Genomic DNA, 15479 nt, shown 5'->3' with positions numbered 1-15479 from the left:
AGAGCGGGGGCGGGCGCCGGTAAGGCATGGTGGGATCAGTCGCCCTGGACTGCGCCAAGGTCGAAGTAGTCCCGCCATGCGGTGATCTGACCGTCGTGCATCTCGAAGACCCCCACCACGGGGATGTCGACGGACCTTCCCGTACGCAGCCGGACCGAGTCGACGCGCTCGTTGAACACGAGCTCCCCCGACGGTCCCGCGACCTGGCGGTGCACGGTGACGCCCAGCGAGCTGAAGCGGCCCAGGAATGCGGCGAAGTGGTCGCGGATCGCCTCCCGCCCGACGACCGGTTCCAACGGGATGCTGTGGTACACGCCGTCCGGTGCGAAGCATCCCGCGAGCTCGTCCGCGTCCATCCGGGTCAAGGCCGCGAAGAACGCCTCGACCACCTGTTCTCCACTACTCATGGCCACCCTCTCGATGCAACTGGGCTCACCACGCTACTCGCGGGTGGGCACCGACCCGGCCACGGCGGTGGGACACCACCCCGCCCCACCAGCGGGGCGAGGACGGGACGAACACCTCAACTCCGCCCTGGGCAGGGATTCCCCGGCGACTCGGCAGCGGGCGACCCACACCCGGGCCAGAGCGTTACGAGGTCGCTCAACGAGCCGTCATGTGATCGCCGGCGCAAGGTCCCGCAACGGCCATGCGCCGTCGACGGAGGCATCAGCCGTGCCCTTGCTGCGCAAGAACGCCTCGAAGTCCTGCGCCCACTGCGCGTACCAGCCGATCTGACGCTGATGGAGCTCCGCAGGATCGAGCGCCGCCACCTGGGCGTGACGCTTCGCCAGCGCCCTGGCCACCCGTACGGCGGCGACGGCGTCCGATATCGCGTCGTGGGCGTCGTCAAGCGGTGTGCCGTACTCGGCGGAGACGGCCTCAAGAGTCCGCTTGCCCTTGCGGTACCGGTCCACGGCACGATCGATCGTGTACGGGTCTATCACCGGGCCGATGGACCGACCCTGAAGACGCTCGCTCAGGGAGGGCAGTCCGTGCCGCTGCAACTCGGCCGAGAGCAGGGTGAGATCGAAGGCGGCGTTGTAGGCGACGACCGGGACATCGCGCTCCCAGTGCGCGCACAGCGCGCTCGCTATCTCGTCCGCCACTTCGCGCGCAGGGCGGCCTTCCGCCGCTGCCCGTTCGCTGCTGATCCCATGGATCGCCGATGCCTGCTCGGGGATGCGGACCCCCGGGTCCGCAAGCCAGAAGCGCAGCTCCAGCGGATCGCGCTCTCCCACCTGGACGACGGCCGCGGTCACGATCCTCGCTTGCAGCGGATCGGTCCCCGTCGTCTCCAGGTCGAAGCCGACCAGCGGTTTTGCATGCCAAGCCATCGTGGCCCCCTCCTGTGTGCTGTGGTGCTCTCCCCCAGTGGGTTCCCACCTTCGCACGGGCCACTGACAACGACTCCGAGTTCCGGGCCGATGGCACGAGGTGGGGTCTCGAAGGGTGGGCGACGGCGGGAACGGGTCCCGCGAGGGGCGCTGCCGTTCCCGGTCGATGGCGCCAGGCGTGGGGCCTCGGACGCCTCCCGAGGGTGCGTACGGTCCGGGCATTTGTCCGGACGTCGTCCGGGCGTTTGTCAGGGTGCCGTCCGGGCGTTTCAGGAGACCGGCCGCGAGTCGGCCCAGATGGACTCGAACTCCTCGCGGTAGGTCTGGAACAACCCGTGCTCTCCCTCGGCCCCCGGTCGCACCACGCTGCGGGCCCCGCCGCGCAGCACCAGGACGGGCGCCTCCATGCCGCGCGCCTTGCGCAGATACGTCTGCACCACGGCCACTCCGTCGGGCCCGTCCCCGTCCACCAGATAGGCGGTGAAGCGGGGGGTCTCGTCGAAAACCTGGATCTCGAACGCACCGGGGTCGCGCAGCCGGGAGCGCACCCGCCGCATATGGAGGATGTTCATCTCCACCGTGCGGCTCAGCTCGCCCTTCCTGATGCCCAGCTCTCGTTCGCGCCGCTTGACCGAGCTGCTGGCCGGGTTGAGGAAGAGCAGTCGTACCCGGCAGCCCGACTCGGCGAGCCGGACCAGTCGGCGGCCGGAGAAGTTCTGCACGAGGAGGTTGAGGCCGATCCCGACGGCGTCCACCCGCCGTGCGCCTCCGAACAGGTCCTCGGCCGGCAGTTGCCGCTGGAGCCGCACCCGGTCCGGGTGCACGGAGACCACATCGGCGTAGCGGTCTCCAACGAGGTCCTCGACCGCGTCCACGGGCAGCCGGTCCGACGAGCGGGTGCCGATCCCGCTCCCGAGCATGTCCAGCAGCCGGGCGGACGCCCGTTCGGCCTGGGCCAGGACGGCTTCGTTGAGGGCACGGTTGCGGGATACGACGTTGCGCGTGACTTCCAGCTCGTCCAGCGCCAATTCCACATCGCGCCGCTCGTCGAAGTACGGCTCGAAGCACGGCCAGTGTTGGAGCATCAGTTCCCGTAGCTGGGGCAGGGTCAGAAAGGAGAGGACGTTGTCGTCGGCTGGGTCGAGCAGATAGCCCTTTCGGCGGGAGACCTCGCGCACCGCGACGGCCCGCTGCACCCATTCCTGTCCGGCGGGACCTGCCGCGGCCACCACCCAGTCCTCGCTGCCGTGCACCGGCTCGTAGATGGGGCGCAGCACGCCGGCCACGACGGCACGCAGCCGCTGTTCCACCAGATTCAGCCAGATGTAGGCCCGCCCCGCCCGCTGGGCGCGGGTCCGCACTTCGCTCCAGGCTTCGGCGTCCCACTCCAGCTCGGCCCCGATCTCCAGGGGCCGGGCGAGCGAGACCGCACCGGGCGGGATCTCGGGGGCGCCCCCCTCGTGACCCGTGTCACCGGGGGGTAGCTCCAGCCCTCCAGAGCTCACCCGCGCACCGCCTTCCGTCCCCCACCCAACGATCAAGGAAGACTACTCGCCCGAGGGGACGGGGTGCAGCCCGATCGGCGCGCTCATTTCCCAACTCCCTTCTGTCTCAGGTGCGTTCTTGCTGGCGAGATCAACCGTAGTGAGGTGATTCATAGGGGTACGACCCTGCTCCTCCTCCGGGGGACGCCCACCTTCGCCAGGTTGACAGCGGGCGCAACCGCGTCGCCCACCGTTCCCACGGGAGGATCCAGCGATACTTTCCGGGAGAATTCGGACCAAGCGCCCCCTGGTGCGCCCGGTCTGAATCGACGATCGCCGAAACAGACGCGGAAGGGCTCTACGCATGCAGGTCTGGCCAGGACAGGCGTATCCCCTCGGCGCCACCCACGACGGCGCGGGCACCAACTTCGCGGTGTACTCGGAGGCCGCGAGGCGCATCGAGCTCTGTCTGCTGCACGACGACGGTTCGGAGAGCAGGGTGGAGCTGCGCGAGGCCGACGCCTTCGTGCGACACGCCTATCTACCGGGGGTGATGCCGGGGCAGCGGTACGGCTTCCGGGTGCACGGTCCGTATGCGCCGGATCGGGGGCATCGATGCAACTCGGCCAAGTTGTTGCTGGACCCGTATGCCCGTGCCATGAGCGGAAGCATCGACTGGGGCGAGTCGGTGTACGGCTATCGCTTCGATCGACCGGACTCCCCCAACGAGCTGGACTCCGCCCCGCACACGATGGCCTCCGTCGTGGTCGACCCCTCCTTCGACTGGGGGGACGACCGGCCCCCGCGCATCGACTACCACCGCACCGTGATGTACGAGGCGCACGTCAAGGGCCTGACCATGCTGCACCCGGAGCTGCCGCCGGAGGTGCGCGGCACCTACGCGGGACTGGCCCACCCCGCGGTGATCTCGCATCTGACGGAACTGGGCGTGACGACGCTCGAACTGATGCCGGTGCACCAGTTCATCCACGACCATCGGCTCGTCGACGCGGGTCTGAACAACTACTGGGGCTACAACACGATCGGGTTCTTCGCCCCCCACAATGCGTATGCCTCCCGTGGTGACCGGGGCGAACAGGTCACCGAGTTCAAGGAAGCGGTACGGGCACTGCACCGGGCGGGCATCGAAGTCATCCTCGACGTGGTCTACAACCACACCGCGGAGGGCAATGAGCTCGGCCCGACCCTCTCCTTCCGCGGTCTGGACAACGCCTCCTACTACCGTCTCGCCGAGGAGGACCGCCGGCTGTACACCGATACGACCGGCACCGGGAACTCACTGCTGATGCGCAGCCCCCATGTACTCCAGCTGATCATGGACTCGCTTCGGTACTGGGTGACCGAGATGCACGTGGACGGTTTCCGCTTCGATCTGGCCGCCACCTTGGCGCGGCAGTTCCACGAGGTGGACCGGCTCTCGTCGTTCTTCGACCTCGTCCAGCAGGATCCCGTCGTCAGCCAGGTGAAGTTGATCGCCGAGCCGTGGGACCTGGGCGAGGGCGGCTATCAGGTCGGGAACTTCCCCCCGCTGTGGACCGAGTGGAACGGCAAGTACCGCGACTGCGTGCGCGATCTGTGGCGGGGGGAACCGCGCACGCTCGCGGAGTTCGCCTCCCGGCTGACCGGATCGTCCGACCTCTACCAGAACGACGGTCGACGCCCGCTCGCCTCCGTCAACTTCGCCACCTGCCACGACGGCTTCACCCTGCGCGACCTGGTCTCGTACGACGAGAAGCACAACGAGTCGAACGGCGAGTCGAACCGGGACGGCGAGAGCCACAACCGCTCCTGGAACTGCGGTGTCGAGGGGGAGACCGACGATCCACGGGTGCGGGAGCTGCGGATGCGTCAGATGCGCAACTTCATCGCCACGTTGATGCTGTCGCAGGGGGTGCCCATGCTCAGCCACGGCGATGAGTTCGGCCGCACCCAAGGCGGCAACAACAATGCGTACTGCCAGGACAACGAGGTCTCCTGGGTGCGCTGGCCCACGCCCGGGGAGATGGAGGGGGACGACGGCGGGGAGTCCCTGCTCTCGTTCACCCGGGCGATGGTGTGGCTACGGCGCGAGCACCCCGTCTTCCGGCGCAGACGGTTCTTCCGCGGCGGTCCGGTCGACGACAGCCAGGACGAGCTCACCGACATCGCCTGGTTCAATCCGGCAGGAGAGCAGATGACCCAGCGGGACTGGCAGTCCCGGCACACCCGGGCCCTGTCGGTGTTCCTGAACGGGAACTCCGTCTCCGAACCCGGTCCCCGGGGGGAGCGCATCCGCGATGACTCCTTCCTGTTGATGTTCAACGCCGGCCCCGGGGAGGTGGACTTCGGGGTGCCGGTCAGCCACGGCCCGCTCTGGCGGATCATCGTGGACACCGCACGCGCCCGGGCCGTTTCGCTGGAGGAACTGGATGAACTGGCAGAAGGAGAGAAGGTGGCCGCAGGCGAGCGGGTGACCTTGGCGGGGCGCAGTCTGGTGGTGCTGCGCCGGCCCGCGTAGGGGTCGTTCCACCGCGGTAGGGGCATCGGTTCGCGGGTGTGCTGCCGCCCCGGGACGGTCCATCGGGCCCGGAACCGTCCCACCCGTCCGCCGACCCCGGTGCCGTCCACCACCCGTCCGCCACCCGTCCGCCGCTGCCCGTCGTGACACAGAACCCGCGCGGGCGGGTACGTACGCCACCATGACGCCCAATGCCACCTACCGCCTCCAGCTCCAGCCCTCCTTTCCGTTCGCCGCCGCCGCGGCGGCCGTGCCCTACCTCGCCTCCCTCGGCATCTCCCATCTGCATCTGTCACCGGTGTGGGAGGCGGTGCCGGGATCGACGCACGGGTACGACGTCACCGATCCGACCCGGGTGCGGGCGGAGCTGGGCGGTGAGGAGGGTCTGCGGGCACTCGCGGCCACGGCCCGCGAGCACGGCCTCGGGCTCGTGCTCGACCTGGTGCCGAACCACATGGCCGCGGTGCCGCGGTACAACCCCGCGCTGTGGGAGGTCCTGCGCGAGGGGCCGTCGTCGCCGTACGCACGCTGGTTCGACATCGACTGGGCCGCGGGCGGCGACCGGGTGCTGCTGCCGGTGCTCGGTGGGCCGATCGGGGACGAACTCGGGGCGCTGAGCGTCGACGGCGCCGAGCTGCACTACGGCGACCACCGGTTCCCGCTGCGGGCCGGCACCGAAGGACTGCCGCTGCCCGCGCTGCTGGACGCCCAGTTCTACCGGCTCGGCTGGTGGCGCCTGGCCCGCACGGAACTGACGTACCGAAGGTTCTTCACCGTCTCCGAGCTGATCGGGGTGCGGGTGGAGGACCCCGAGGTGTTCGACGCCACCCATGCGAAGGTCGTCGAACTGGTCCGCGACGGTGTCGTGAGCGGACTGCGGATCGACCACCCGGACGGGCTCGCCGACCCGGAGGGCTATCTCCATCGGCTCGACACGGCCACCGGTGGCGCCTGCTGGACCGTGGTCGAGAAGATCCTCACCGGCGCCGAGCAGCTGCCTGCGACCTGGCCGGTGGCGGGAACGACCGGGTACGACACGTTGCGGCACATCGACGGGCTCCTCACCGACCCGGTGGGCGCGGACGCGCTCGCCGGCCAATTCCGGCGGTACGCCAACCCGGCCGGTGATCGCGGCGGGTACTGGGATGCGACGGTCCGCCGCGCTGCCCACCGGGTCGTCACCCGGGAACTGGCGGCCGAGACAGCGGCGCTGACCCGATTGGCCGAGCGGGCGTGCGCCGAGGACATGGCCCTTCGGGACCATGCGCCGTGGGCGCTGCGCGCGGCGGTGCGCGAGCTGCTGGTGCGGGTACCGGTCTACCGCCCGTACGGCAGCGGGGACGAGGTGGCGCTGCCGTTGAAGGCGGCGGCGAGCGCCCGGGCGACCTTCTCGGTGGCCGAGGAGGCCAAGGCCGTGGACACCGTGCGGGATCTCGCCCTCGGACGACTCGGTGAAAGCCCTGACCGGGTCGCCTTCCGGGTGCGGTTCGCCCAGACCTGTTCCGCGGTGCGGGCCAAGGCCGTCGAGGACACCGCGTTCTACCGGTACACGCCGTTGGTCTCGGCCAACGAGGTCGGTGGCGATCCGGGACGGCCGGCGGTCGGGCCGGACGAGTTCCATGCGCACTGTGCGCGGCTGGCCCGTGACTGGCCCACCGGCGGTGTGGTGCTGACCACCCATGACACCAAGCGGAGCGCCGACGTCCGAGCGCGGATCGCGGTGCTGTCCCAGTGCCCGGAACGGTGGGAGGAGTTCTTGCGCCAGATCACCGCGGAGACCGCCCACCAGGAGGGGGGTAGGGCGCCCGACCCGCAGCTGGCGTGGGTCACCTGGCAGACTGCGATCGGATTCGGCTTCCCCTACGGGGAGCGACTGCGGTCCGCCCTGCTCAAAGGCGCTCGGGAGGCCGCCCTCCAGACCGGTTGGACCGAGCCGAACCCCGCCTATGAGCAGGCCCTCGCCGATTTCGTGGCCGCCGGCCCGGCCGGACATCCACTGCACTCGGTGGCCCTCTTCGCGCGGGCGCTGACTCCCCATGTACGGGCCCAGGTGCTGGCGGCGACCCTGCTCCAACTGACCGTGCCGGGGGTGCCCGACCTCTACCAGGGCACCGAACGCACCTATCTCGCCCTGGTTGATCCGGACAACCGGGACCCGTTCACAGAAGAGGCCGCGGACGAGAAGACCGCGCTCACCTGCGCGGCACTGCGGCTGCGCGCGGAGCGCCCGGAGGTCTTCGGTGCCTCGGGGACCTACGCACCACTGGCGGTGCGCGGAGCAGCCGCGGCCCACTGCGTCGCCTATTCCCGTACGGGACAGGTGGTGGTGGCCGTCACCCGGCTGTCGCTGCGGCTGGAGCGGGCGGGCGGCTGGGAGGACACCGAGGTACTGCTGCCGGAGGGGGTGTGGAGCGATCTCCTGACGGCGGGACGGCAGCTGACGGGTGGTCCGGTACGGGCGGCGGACCTCTTCGGACCGGGGCCCGTCGCGCTCCTGGTGCGGGCCGAGCGCTGAGGTGCCGGCGACCCGTGCCACGTCTCTGCCCATCGATCCCGACCGTCCGGCGCGGCGCACGGCCGTCCCGCCCCCGGTACACGATCAAGCCCCGGCCAGTGGTCACAACCGATCAGCGAGCGGTCAACCGGAAGCACATATGGCCGAACCCGACCATGTCACCGTCCCGCACCGGCACCGCGCCCGTGACCCGCCGACCGTTGACCGTGGTCCCGTTGGTGGAACCTAGATCGCGCAGCAGCCAGACGCTGTTGTTCAGGATCAGTTCCGCGTGCGACCGCGAGACGCTCTCATGGCTCAACCGCAGACCGTTGCCCGGGTCGCGACCGATGCGCAGGGGATAGGGGCCCGGCTCCGGGAACAACAGCGGTGGCAACTTCTCCGTGTGCCAGGCCCTGCGCAACCGGACGAAGAACGCGGACACTCCGCTGACGGCGCCGACAACGCGGTGCGAGAGCCTCCCCTCGGCTCCGAGGTCCGCGGTCAGGGCCTTCAGATCCTCGGGACGGTGGGCCACCAGGGCCAGTTCCATCCGGCGCAGGAACGTGTCGTGCGACAGCTTGCCCTGGGCAGCGCCCTCCCTGAGCACACCGACGACCCGATCCCGCTCGGCGTCCGAAAGCCGTACGGGAGCGGAGTACGTGGGGAACTCGGGGGGCGACGTCACATCCTCAATTGTCCGCGGCCGGGCGGAAGGTGTCCAGAAAAAAGCAACAGTGGCACTCCATGGCCGGTTGGCACCGGTGGGGACCTCCTGGACGGCCAGGCGGCACTCACTAGGCCCCCACCGGAAATGAGTGGACGGCACACGCACCGAAGGGCTAGCGTGATCATCAACGCCCAGGTCCGACGGAGAGGAGGCGAGTGCCGTGCACATCTCACAGTTCCCGCGCTCCCGCCCCGTCCGCCCGGCGTTCGCAGTCTGACCGGGAGCGCTCACGCATCTCTTCCCGGAGGCTTCTCCATGACCGATCTGGTCATCCGCGCGCTCGGCGAGCGCGACGCACATCTCTTCGACTCCCTGCCCGACCCGCTCCGCGTGGGCGAGGCGATGTCCCATGTGACCTTCCGCCCCGAGTGGCAGCGGGTCGCCCTGCGCGACGGTGAGGTCGTCGCACGGGCCGCCTGGTGGGGCGGTCCCGAGGACACCGCTCCCCTCAGTCTGAACTGGCTCGATGTCGCCGAGGGCGAGGAGGAGGCGGGCGCAGAGCTGCTGCGCACCTCCCCGTACGCGGTCGAGTACCTGCTCAGTCTGCCCGCCGGCTGGCGGGACGACCCGGTGCTCCTCACGGCCGGTGAGACCCGGCTCAGGGTCGCGCGGGCAGCGGGCCTGCACCCCTTCGTGGAGCGCTACCAGTACCGCTGGACGCCCGACTGCGGGCTGCCGGAACGACCCGGACGGCTGGTGTTCCGGCCCGAGCCCGATGACGCGGTGATCCTGGACGTGCTGCGCCGGGTCCACTCGTCGACGCTCGACGCACACGCCCTGCGCGCGATCGAGGAAGGAGGGCTCGACCAAGCGGCCCAGGAGGAGTTGGACTTCTTCCACTGGTGTCCCTCACCGCGCAACTGGTGGCAGTTGGCGTACACCCCCGGCGGCGAACTCGTGGGCCTGCACATCCCCGCCCACAACCCGTCCGGCCCCTGTATCGGCTTCATCGGTGTCGTCCCTGAGCAACGCGGCCACGGCTACGCCTACGACCTGCTGGTCGAGTGCACCCAGGTGCTGGTCGCCCAGGGAGCCGAGTTCATCGCGGGGGCCACCGATCAGGGGAACTTCCCGATGGCGGCGAACTTCGCCAGGGCCGGACACCCGGTGGTCCGGGAGCGCATCCATCTGGTCACCGGCCCGTCGAAGCCCTGACCCCTCCTGCCGCCGTGGTGCCCGGTCGTACCGGCCACCACGGCGGCACCTTCCAGGGCCGTCGCCCGGGACGGCCCAACGAATCGTGCATGGTGGTGGCCGGGTCCGGGCAGCCGGCCGTCGACAGGGGCCGGCCGCCCGAAGCGCGGGCAGCGCAGCGATCCCCGAGGATGGGGACGGAGGGAGACCGCTATGACGACGGACGGACCGCAGGACCCCCACCCGCCGCACACGGACGGCTCGGACCCCCGGCGAGGAGCCGAAGGCTCCACGGCGGAACCGGGCCCGGCCCTGCGCACTCTGGTGACCGGAGCCACCGGGTACATCGGGGGCCGACTGGTGCCGGAACTGCTGGATGCGGGCCATTCGGTGCGTACGGTCGCCCGCTCCCCCGAGAAGCTGCGCGACCACCCCTGGGCGAAGGACGTGGAGACGGTCCGCGGCGATGTGCTCGACGCGGACTCCATGGCGCGTGCGATGGAGGGCATCGACGTGGCGTACTACCTGGTCCACGCCCTGGGCACCGGATCGGACTTCGAACGCACCGACCGGGAGGCCGCCCGGATCTTCGCCGAACAGGCCCACGCGGCGGGAGTACGCCGCATCGTCTATCTGGGCGGGCTCACCCCGCAGGGGGTTCCCGTGCACACCCTCTCGCCCCATCTGCGCTCCCGGGCGGAGGTGGGCCGGATCCTGCTGGACTCACCGGTGCCGACCGCGGTGCTCCGGGCCGCGGTGATCATCGGATCGGGCTCGGCCTCCTTCGAGATGCTGCGCTATCTGACCGAGCGCCTCCCGGTGATGGTCACCCCCAGTTGGGTACGGACGCGGATCCAACCGATCGGCGTCAGGGACGTACTGCGCTACCTGGTCGGCTCGGCCCGGATGCCCGCGGACGTCAACCGCACCTTCGACATCGGCGGACCGGACGTCATCACCTACCTCGACATGATGCGGGGGTACGCGGCCATCGCGAAGCTGCCCCGACGGCTCATCGTTCCGGTCCCGGTGCTCACCCCCCGGCTGTCGAGCCACTGGGTCGGCCTGGTCACCCCCGTACCGCACTCCATCGCCCGTCCGCTCACGGAGTCCCTGCGGCACGAGGTGATCTGCCGGGAACACGACATCGCACAGTACGTCCCGGATGCACCCGGGCGGCCGTTCGGCTTCCAGAAGGCGCTGACGCTCGCGCTCCAGCGGGTCCAGGACGCCAATGTGACCACGCGCTGGTCCTCCGCGTCCCTCCCCGGAGCGCCCAGCGACCCCCTGCCGACGGACCCCGACTGGGCCGGCGGAAGCCTCTACACCGACCGGCGGCAACTGCTGGTCGACGCCTCACCACAGGACCTGTGGCGGGTGATCGAGGGCATCGGCGGGGACAACGGCTGGTACTCCTTCCCGCTCGCATGGGCGGTCCGCGGATGGCTGGATCGATTCGTCGGCGGGGTGGGCCTACGTCGGGGACGCCGCGACGCACAGCGACTGCGGGTGGGCGACTCACTGGACTTCTGGCGGGTCGAGGAGATCGAACCAGGACGACTACTGCGGCTGCGGGCGGAGATGCGGCTGCCGGGTCTCGCCTGGCTGGAGATGCGCGCCGATCAGGACGACCGGGGCCGTACGAGGTACCGACAGCGGGCCGTCTTCCATCCTCGCGGGCTGCTGGGCCACGCCTACTGGTGGAGCGTGTCGCCGTTCCACTCCGTCGTCTTCGGCGGGATGGCCCGCAACATCGCCCGGGCGGCCGTGGCAAAGGGGTCCGGCCGAGGGAAGGACTGACGGCCGACCGGGGGACCGTCCGCGGCCCGCGCTCCGACGGGTCGCTGTCGTTCGGCGCATCATCGGCGCGGGCGCCCCGCTTCGGACACCGTTGGTTGCCAGGATGGTTCCACCGGAAGCAGACGCCGCACGGTCTGACCCCTTCCGGTGATCGTGGCGGGCCGGGTACCGACGACGAGGGGACCACCAGTGCAGTTCGACGTATGGGCACCACGGGCCACGGCACGGGTGACGCTGTGGCTGGACGGCACCGAGAAGGCGATGGCCCGGACGCCGGACCGGGACGGGTGGTGGAGCGTCGAAGCCGATGCGGGCGAGGGAGCACGCTACGGCTTCGCCCTGGACGACGGAGTGGTCCTGCCCGACCCCCGCTCACGCCGACAACCCGACGGGCCGGACGGACCCAGCGCCGTGGTCCTGCCCGACACCCATGTCTGGCGCCACGGCTGGGCGGGGCTGGACCTGCGCCACGCGGTGCTCTACGAACTGCACATCGGCACCTACACGCCCGAGGGCACCTTGGACGCGGCAGCCGCCCGCTTGGACGAACTCGCCGACCTCGGCATCACCCATGTGGAGTTGATGCCGCTGTGTCCCTTCCCCGGAGTGCGCGGCTGGGGTTACGACGGTGTGGCCCCCTGGGCGGTGCACGAACCCTACGGCGGCCCCGCGGCGCTGAAGCGGTTCGTCGACACGGCCCATGAGCACGGCCTCGGCGTGGTGTTGGACGTCGTCCACAACCATCTGGGCCCCTCCGGCAATCATCTGCCGTCCTTCGGACCGTACTTCAACCCCGCGCGCACGACGCCGTGGGGAGCCGCGGTGAACCTGGATGCGCCGGGCTCGGACGAAGTCCGCGCCTATCTGTCGGGCAGCGCACTGGCCTGGCTGCGCGACTACCGGCTCGACGGTCTGCGGCTGGACGCGGTCCACGCGCTCGTCGACGACCGGGCCCTGACCTTCCTGGAGGAGTTGTCCACCGACGTCGACGCGCTCTCCCGGGAGTTGGGGCGTCCGCTGTCGCTGATCGCCGAATCGGACCGCTGCGACCCACGGACCACCACCCCTCGCGAGGCCGGTGGCATCGGACTGCACACCCAGTGGAACGACGACGTCCACCACGCCGTGCACACCGCGTTGACGGGTGAGGCCCAGGGCTACTACGCGGACTTCGCCACCGCACCCCTCGCGGCACTCGCCAAGACGCTCACCCACGGCTTCTTCCACGACGGTACCTATTCGACCTTCCGCGGGCGCGCGCACGGCCGGCCGGTCGATGTGACCCGCACCCCCGCCCACCGCTTCGTCGGCTACGCACAGACCCACGACCAGATCGGCAACCGCGCACTCGGCGACCGGCTTTCCGCCTCCCTCTCCCCCGGGTTGCTGGCCTGCGCCGCCGTGCTGGTACTGACCGGTCCCTACACTCCGATGCTGTTCATGGGCGAGGAGTGGGGCGCGGGCACCCCCTGGCAGTTCTTCACCGATCACACCGATCCCGAACTCGCCGCGGCCGTACGGGACGGCAGACGGCGGGAGTTCGCCGCGCACGGATGGGCGGAGTCAGAGGTCCCCGACCCTCAGGACCCGGCCACATGGGACCGCTCACGGCTGGACCGCTCCGAACGCGACCGGGAACCGCACGCCCGACTGTTGGCCTGGTACCGCGAGCTCATCGCCCTGCGCCGCGCCCAGTCCGACCTGGCCGACCCCGACCTCGCGGCGGTGAAGGTGGCGTACGACGAACAGGCGCGGTGGTTGGCGGTGCGCCGGGGCGATCTGAGGATCGCCGTCAATCTGTCCCCTGAGCGCGCGGCGATTCCGCTCGGTCGCGGCGGACGCGTCCTCGCGGCCTGGGACGAGGTGTCGGCGCCGGGTCCGGACGGACTGCTGGAACTGCCCGGACACTCCTGCGCGGTCCTGGCGGACTTCTGATGAACGCCCTTGACCCGGTCGGCTCTCACTCCGGCTCCGCCACGATGCCCGCACGGACGGCGAGCACGGCCAGGCGGATGCGGTTGTCCCGACCCGTCTTCGCCATCAGGTTGGCGATATGGGTCTTCACGGTCGTCACCCCCAGATGCAGCCGGTCGGCGATGTCCTTGTTCGCCAGTCCGGCTCCGACCAGGGCGAGCACCTCGCGTTCCCGCGGGGTGAGCTGCCGGGTCAGCAGGTCGGGGCCGTCTTCGCGGGCGGTGTGCGTGATGTGGACCGCCCGGGTGACCAACCGGCCCAGCACCGCCCGGCTGAAGGGTGCCTCCCCTGCGGCGGCCCTGCGCACTCCGTCGAGCAGTTCGGCCGGCGGGGTGTCCTTGACGAGGAATCCGCAGGCTCCCGCGGCCAGGGCCGGATAGAGGTGGTCGTCGTCGTCGAAGGTGGTCAGGGCGACGACCCGGGTGGCGGGCCGGGCCGCCAGGATGCGCTGGGTGGCCGTGATGCCATCCATGCCGGGCATCCGCAGGTCCATGAGGACGACGTCGGGCGTCAGGTGGGCGGCCAACCGCACGCCTTCGGCGCCGCTGCCCGCCTCGCCCAGGATCTCGATGTCGACCGCCTGCTCGAAGAGCATGCGCAGGCCCATGCGGACGAGTTGCTGGTCGTCGACCACGAGCAGACCGATCATCGGCGCGGCTCCCGTTCCGGTGCGGGCGGTGGCAGTTCGGCTGCGAGGCGCCAACCGGTGCCCGAGGGGCCGGCGTCCAAGCGTCCGCCCAGGAGTTCCACGCGCTCCCGCATGCCGATCAGCCCGTGCCCGTCCGTGTGCGCCGCAGGCGGTCCCCCATCGGTGGGGCCGTCGTCCTGGACGGTGATGAGCGCGGCCCCGTCGTCAGCCATCCGTACGGTCAACTTCGCGCGTGCTCCCGGCCCGGCGTGCCGGGCTGCGTTGGCCAGGCCCTCCTGGACGAGTCGGAGCACGGCGAGCCCGCGGACCACGTCCAGCCGGGCGACGGCCGGGTCCAGCGTGGCGTCGACGGCCAATCCGGTGGGTCCGCTGCGGGCCACCACCGCTTCCAGGGCGGCGGTCAGCGATCCGGGCGTGACGACGGTGGCGTCTCCGCGTTCCACACCGTCGGGATCGCGCAGCACCGCGACCAGACGTCTGAGGTCCGCGAGGGCTGCGCTGCCGCTGGTGTGGAGGTCGTCGAAGACCTCCACGATCCTCGGGTCCACGGGTGAGCTCCCCATCGCCGTGCCGGTGCCTGAACCGGTGGCTGTGGCGGGTTCTGCGCCTGCTCCGGCGCGGCTTTCGCTCGTCCTAGTGGTGGAATTCGGGCCCGAGGGCACCGGGACGCACTCCGTGGTGTGGGGTGTCCGTGCGTCGAGGATGACATGCCGGGCCACCCCGACGCGCAACACCATGGACGACACATGGTGCGCCACCAGATCGTGCAACTCCCGTGCGATCGCGGTGCGTTCGGCGGCCCGAACGGCCAACAGCCGCTCCTCCTGGCGCTGCTCCTCCTGCCGGGTCCGGTCGCGGGCCTGCTCGGCGGCATCGCGGGCGACCCGTACGTAGGAGCCCATCAGGAGCGGCACCCCGGCGACGATCCCCATCTTGTAGAGGACCGTGGGGAGTTCCTGCGGCAGGTCCGCCCACCGGTTGGCGGCCACCGCGGCGGCCAGGGCCATCGTGCCGACGACCAGCCGGGCGCCCCGGTGGCGCAGGGCCAACTCGAAGAGGGTGATGGCGGCGAGCACCTTCAGCGCGGGAACCACCTCCGAGCCCAGCGCGTGCGCAGCCATGAGCAGGCACGACTGCGCGAGCAGCGCCGCAAGCGCCCAGCGGATACCGATCAGGCTCAGCAGCAGGCCAACCGCAGCAGGCCACCACTCCCGCCAGCCGGACACCGACTCCACCAGCAGCACATTGCCGATCAGCGCGGCACCGGTCACCACGACGCGCAGCACAGCGAATCTCTCGTCGAACGCCAGCTCAACCCTTGGGCGGTTCACCCGCCCCACGATAGGGCGGGCACGGGCG

11 protein-coding genes are annotated in these 15479 nt (G+C 70.7%); 5 read left to right on the top strand and 6 right to left on the bottom strand.

Annotated features, from left to right (window positions below; all coding sequences use genetic code 11):
* Positions 1–35: 35 nt before the first annotated feature.
* The 3 genes from OID54_RS29655 to OID54_RS29645 all read right to left on the bottom strand — a co-directional run bounded on the left by OID54_RS29655 (position 36) and on the right by OID54_RS29645 (position 2842).
* On the bottom strand, positions 36–407 hold the full coding sequence (locus OID54_RS29655) for a limonene-1,2-epoxide hydrolase family protein (RefSeq protein ID WP_329024463.1): 372 nt from the start codon (positions 405–407) through the stop codon (positions 36–38).
* A gap of 207 nt (positions 408–614) precedes the next feature.
* Positions 615–1337 (bottom strand): 3'-5' exonuclease, encoded by a 723-nt coding sequence (locus OID54_RS29650; RefSeq protein ID WP_329024461.1) that lies wholly within the window; start codon positions 1335–1337, stop codon positions 615–617.
* A gap of 269 nt (positions 1338–1606) precedes the next feature.
* Complete coding sequence (locus OID54_RS29645; RefSeq protein WP_329024459.1) at positions 1607–2842, bottom strand: SAV2148 family HEPN domain-containing protein; 1236 nt, start codon at positions 2840–2842, stop codon at positions 1607–1609.
* A 343-nt stretch (positions 2843–3185) separates the two neighbouring features.
* Between OID54_RS29645 and glgX the strand changes: the two genes are divergently transcribed.
* Both glgX and treY read left to right on the top strand, forming a co-directional pair.
* A complete protein-coding gene (glgX, locus tag OID54_RS29640; protein ID WP_329024457.1) occupies positions 3186–5339 on the top strand; it encodes a glycogen debranching protein GlgX in 2154 nt (717 codons plus the stop codon).
* 181 nt (positions 5340–5520) lie between these two features.
* Positions 5521–7854: a malto-oligosyltrehalose synthase gene (treY, locus tag OID54_RS29635; protein ID WP_329024455.1), complete on the top strand. Its 2334-nt coding sequence runs from the start codon at positions 5521–5523 to the stop codon at positions 7852–7854.
* Between the two features lie 112 nt (positions 7855–7966).
* Here treY and OID54_RS29630 read toward each other — a convergent pair whose 3' ends face one another.
* Complete coding sequence (locus OID54_RS29630; RefSeq protein ID WP_329024453.1) at positions 7967–8521, bottom strand: DUF1707 and FHA domain-containing protein; 555 nt, start codon at positions 8519–8521, stop codon at positions 7967–7969.
* A 297-nt stretch (positions 8522–8818) separates the two neighbouring features.
* On the opposite strand from OID54_RS29630, the gene OID54_RS29625 reads away from it, so the two are divergent.
* From OID54_RS29625 to treZ, 3 genes are all read left to right on the top strand, one after another.
* On the top strand, positions 8819–9718 hold the full coding sequence (locus OID54_RS29625; protein ID WP_329024452.1) for a GNAT family N-acetyltransferase: 900 nt from the start codon (positions 8819–8821) through the stop codon (positions 9716–9718).
* 192 nt (positions 9719–9910) lie between these two features.
* Complete coding sequence (locus tag OID54_RS29620) at positions 9911–11497, top strand: SDR family oxidoreductase (protein WP_329024450.1); 1587 nt, start codon at positions 9911–9913, stop codon at positions 11495–11497.
* A gap of 189 nt (positions 11498–11686) precedes the next feature.
* Complete coding sequence (gene treZ, locus OID54_RS29615) at positions 11687–13432, top strand: malto-oligosyltrehalose trehalohydrolase (protein ID WP_329024449.1); 1746 nt, start codon at positions 11687–11689, stop codon at positions 13430–13432.
* Positions 13433–13457: 25 nt separating this feature from the next.
* On the opposite strand, the gene OID54_RS29610 is transcribed toward treZ, so the two are convergent.
* Together OID54_RS29610 and OID54_RS29605 are read right to left on the bottom strand one after the other, a co-directional pair.
* Complete coding sequence (locus tag OID54_RS29610; RefSeq protein ID WP_329024446.1) at positions 13458–14120, bottom strand: response regulator transcription factor; 663 nt, start codon at positions 14118–14120, stop codon at positions 13458–13460.
* Positions 14117–15451 (bottom strand): sensor histidine kinase, encoded by a 1335-nt coding sequence (locus OID54_RS29605; RefSeq protein WP_329024444.1) that lies wholly within the window; start codon positions 15449–15451, stop codon positions 14117–14119. Before OID54_RS29605 ends, OID54_RS29610 begins: the two co-directional genes overlap by 4 nt.
* Positions 15452–15479: the final 28 nt, after the last annotated feature.

This window comes from Streptomyces sp. NBC_00690 (assembly GCF_036226685.1).
Taxonomy (GTDB): domain Bacteria; phylum Actinomycetota; class Actinomycetes; order Streptomycetales; family Streptomycetaceae; genus Streptomyces.
The sequence above is the reverse complement of the archived record's forward strand: the minus strand, read 5'-3'. Positions and strand labels throughout refer to the sequence as shown.

Bases quoted from the DNA above. Each gene is read 5' to 3' on its own strand.
- OID54_RS29655 (WP_329024463.1), bottom strand. From the start codon at position 407: ATGAGTAGTGGAGAACAGGTGGTCGAGGCGTTCTTCGCGGCCTTGACC.
- OID54_RS29650 (WP_329024461.1), bottom strand. From the start codon at position 1,337: ATGGCTTGGCATGCAAAACCGCTGGTCGGCTTCGACCTGGAGACGACG.
- glgX (WP_329024457.1), top strand. From the start codon at position 3,186: ATGCAGGTCTGGCCAGGACAGGCGTATCCCCTCGGCGCCACCCACGAC.
- treY (WP_329024455.1), top strand. From the start codon at position 5,521: ATGACGCCCAATGCCACCTACCGCCTCCAGCTCCAGCCCTCCTTTCCG.
- OID54_RS29625 (WP_329024452.1), top strand. From the start codon at position 8,819: ATGACCGATCTGGTCATCCGCGCGCTCGGCGAGCGCGACGCACATCTC.
- OID54_RS29620 (WP_329024450.1), top strand. From the start codon at position 9,911: ATGACGACGGACGGACCGCAGGACCCCCACCCGCCGCACACGGACGGC.
- OID54_RS29610 (WP_329024446.1), bottom strand. From the start codon at position 14,120: ATGATCGGTCTGCTCGTGGTCGACGACCAGCAACTCGTCCGCATGGGC.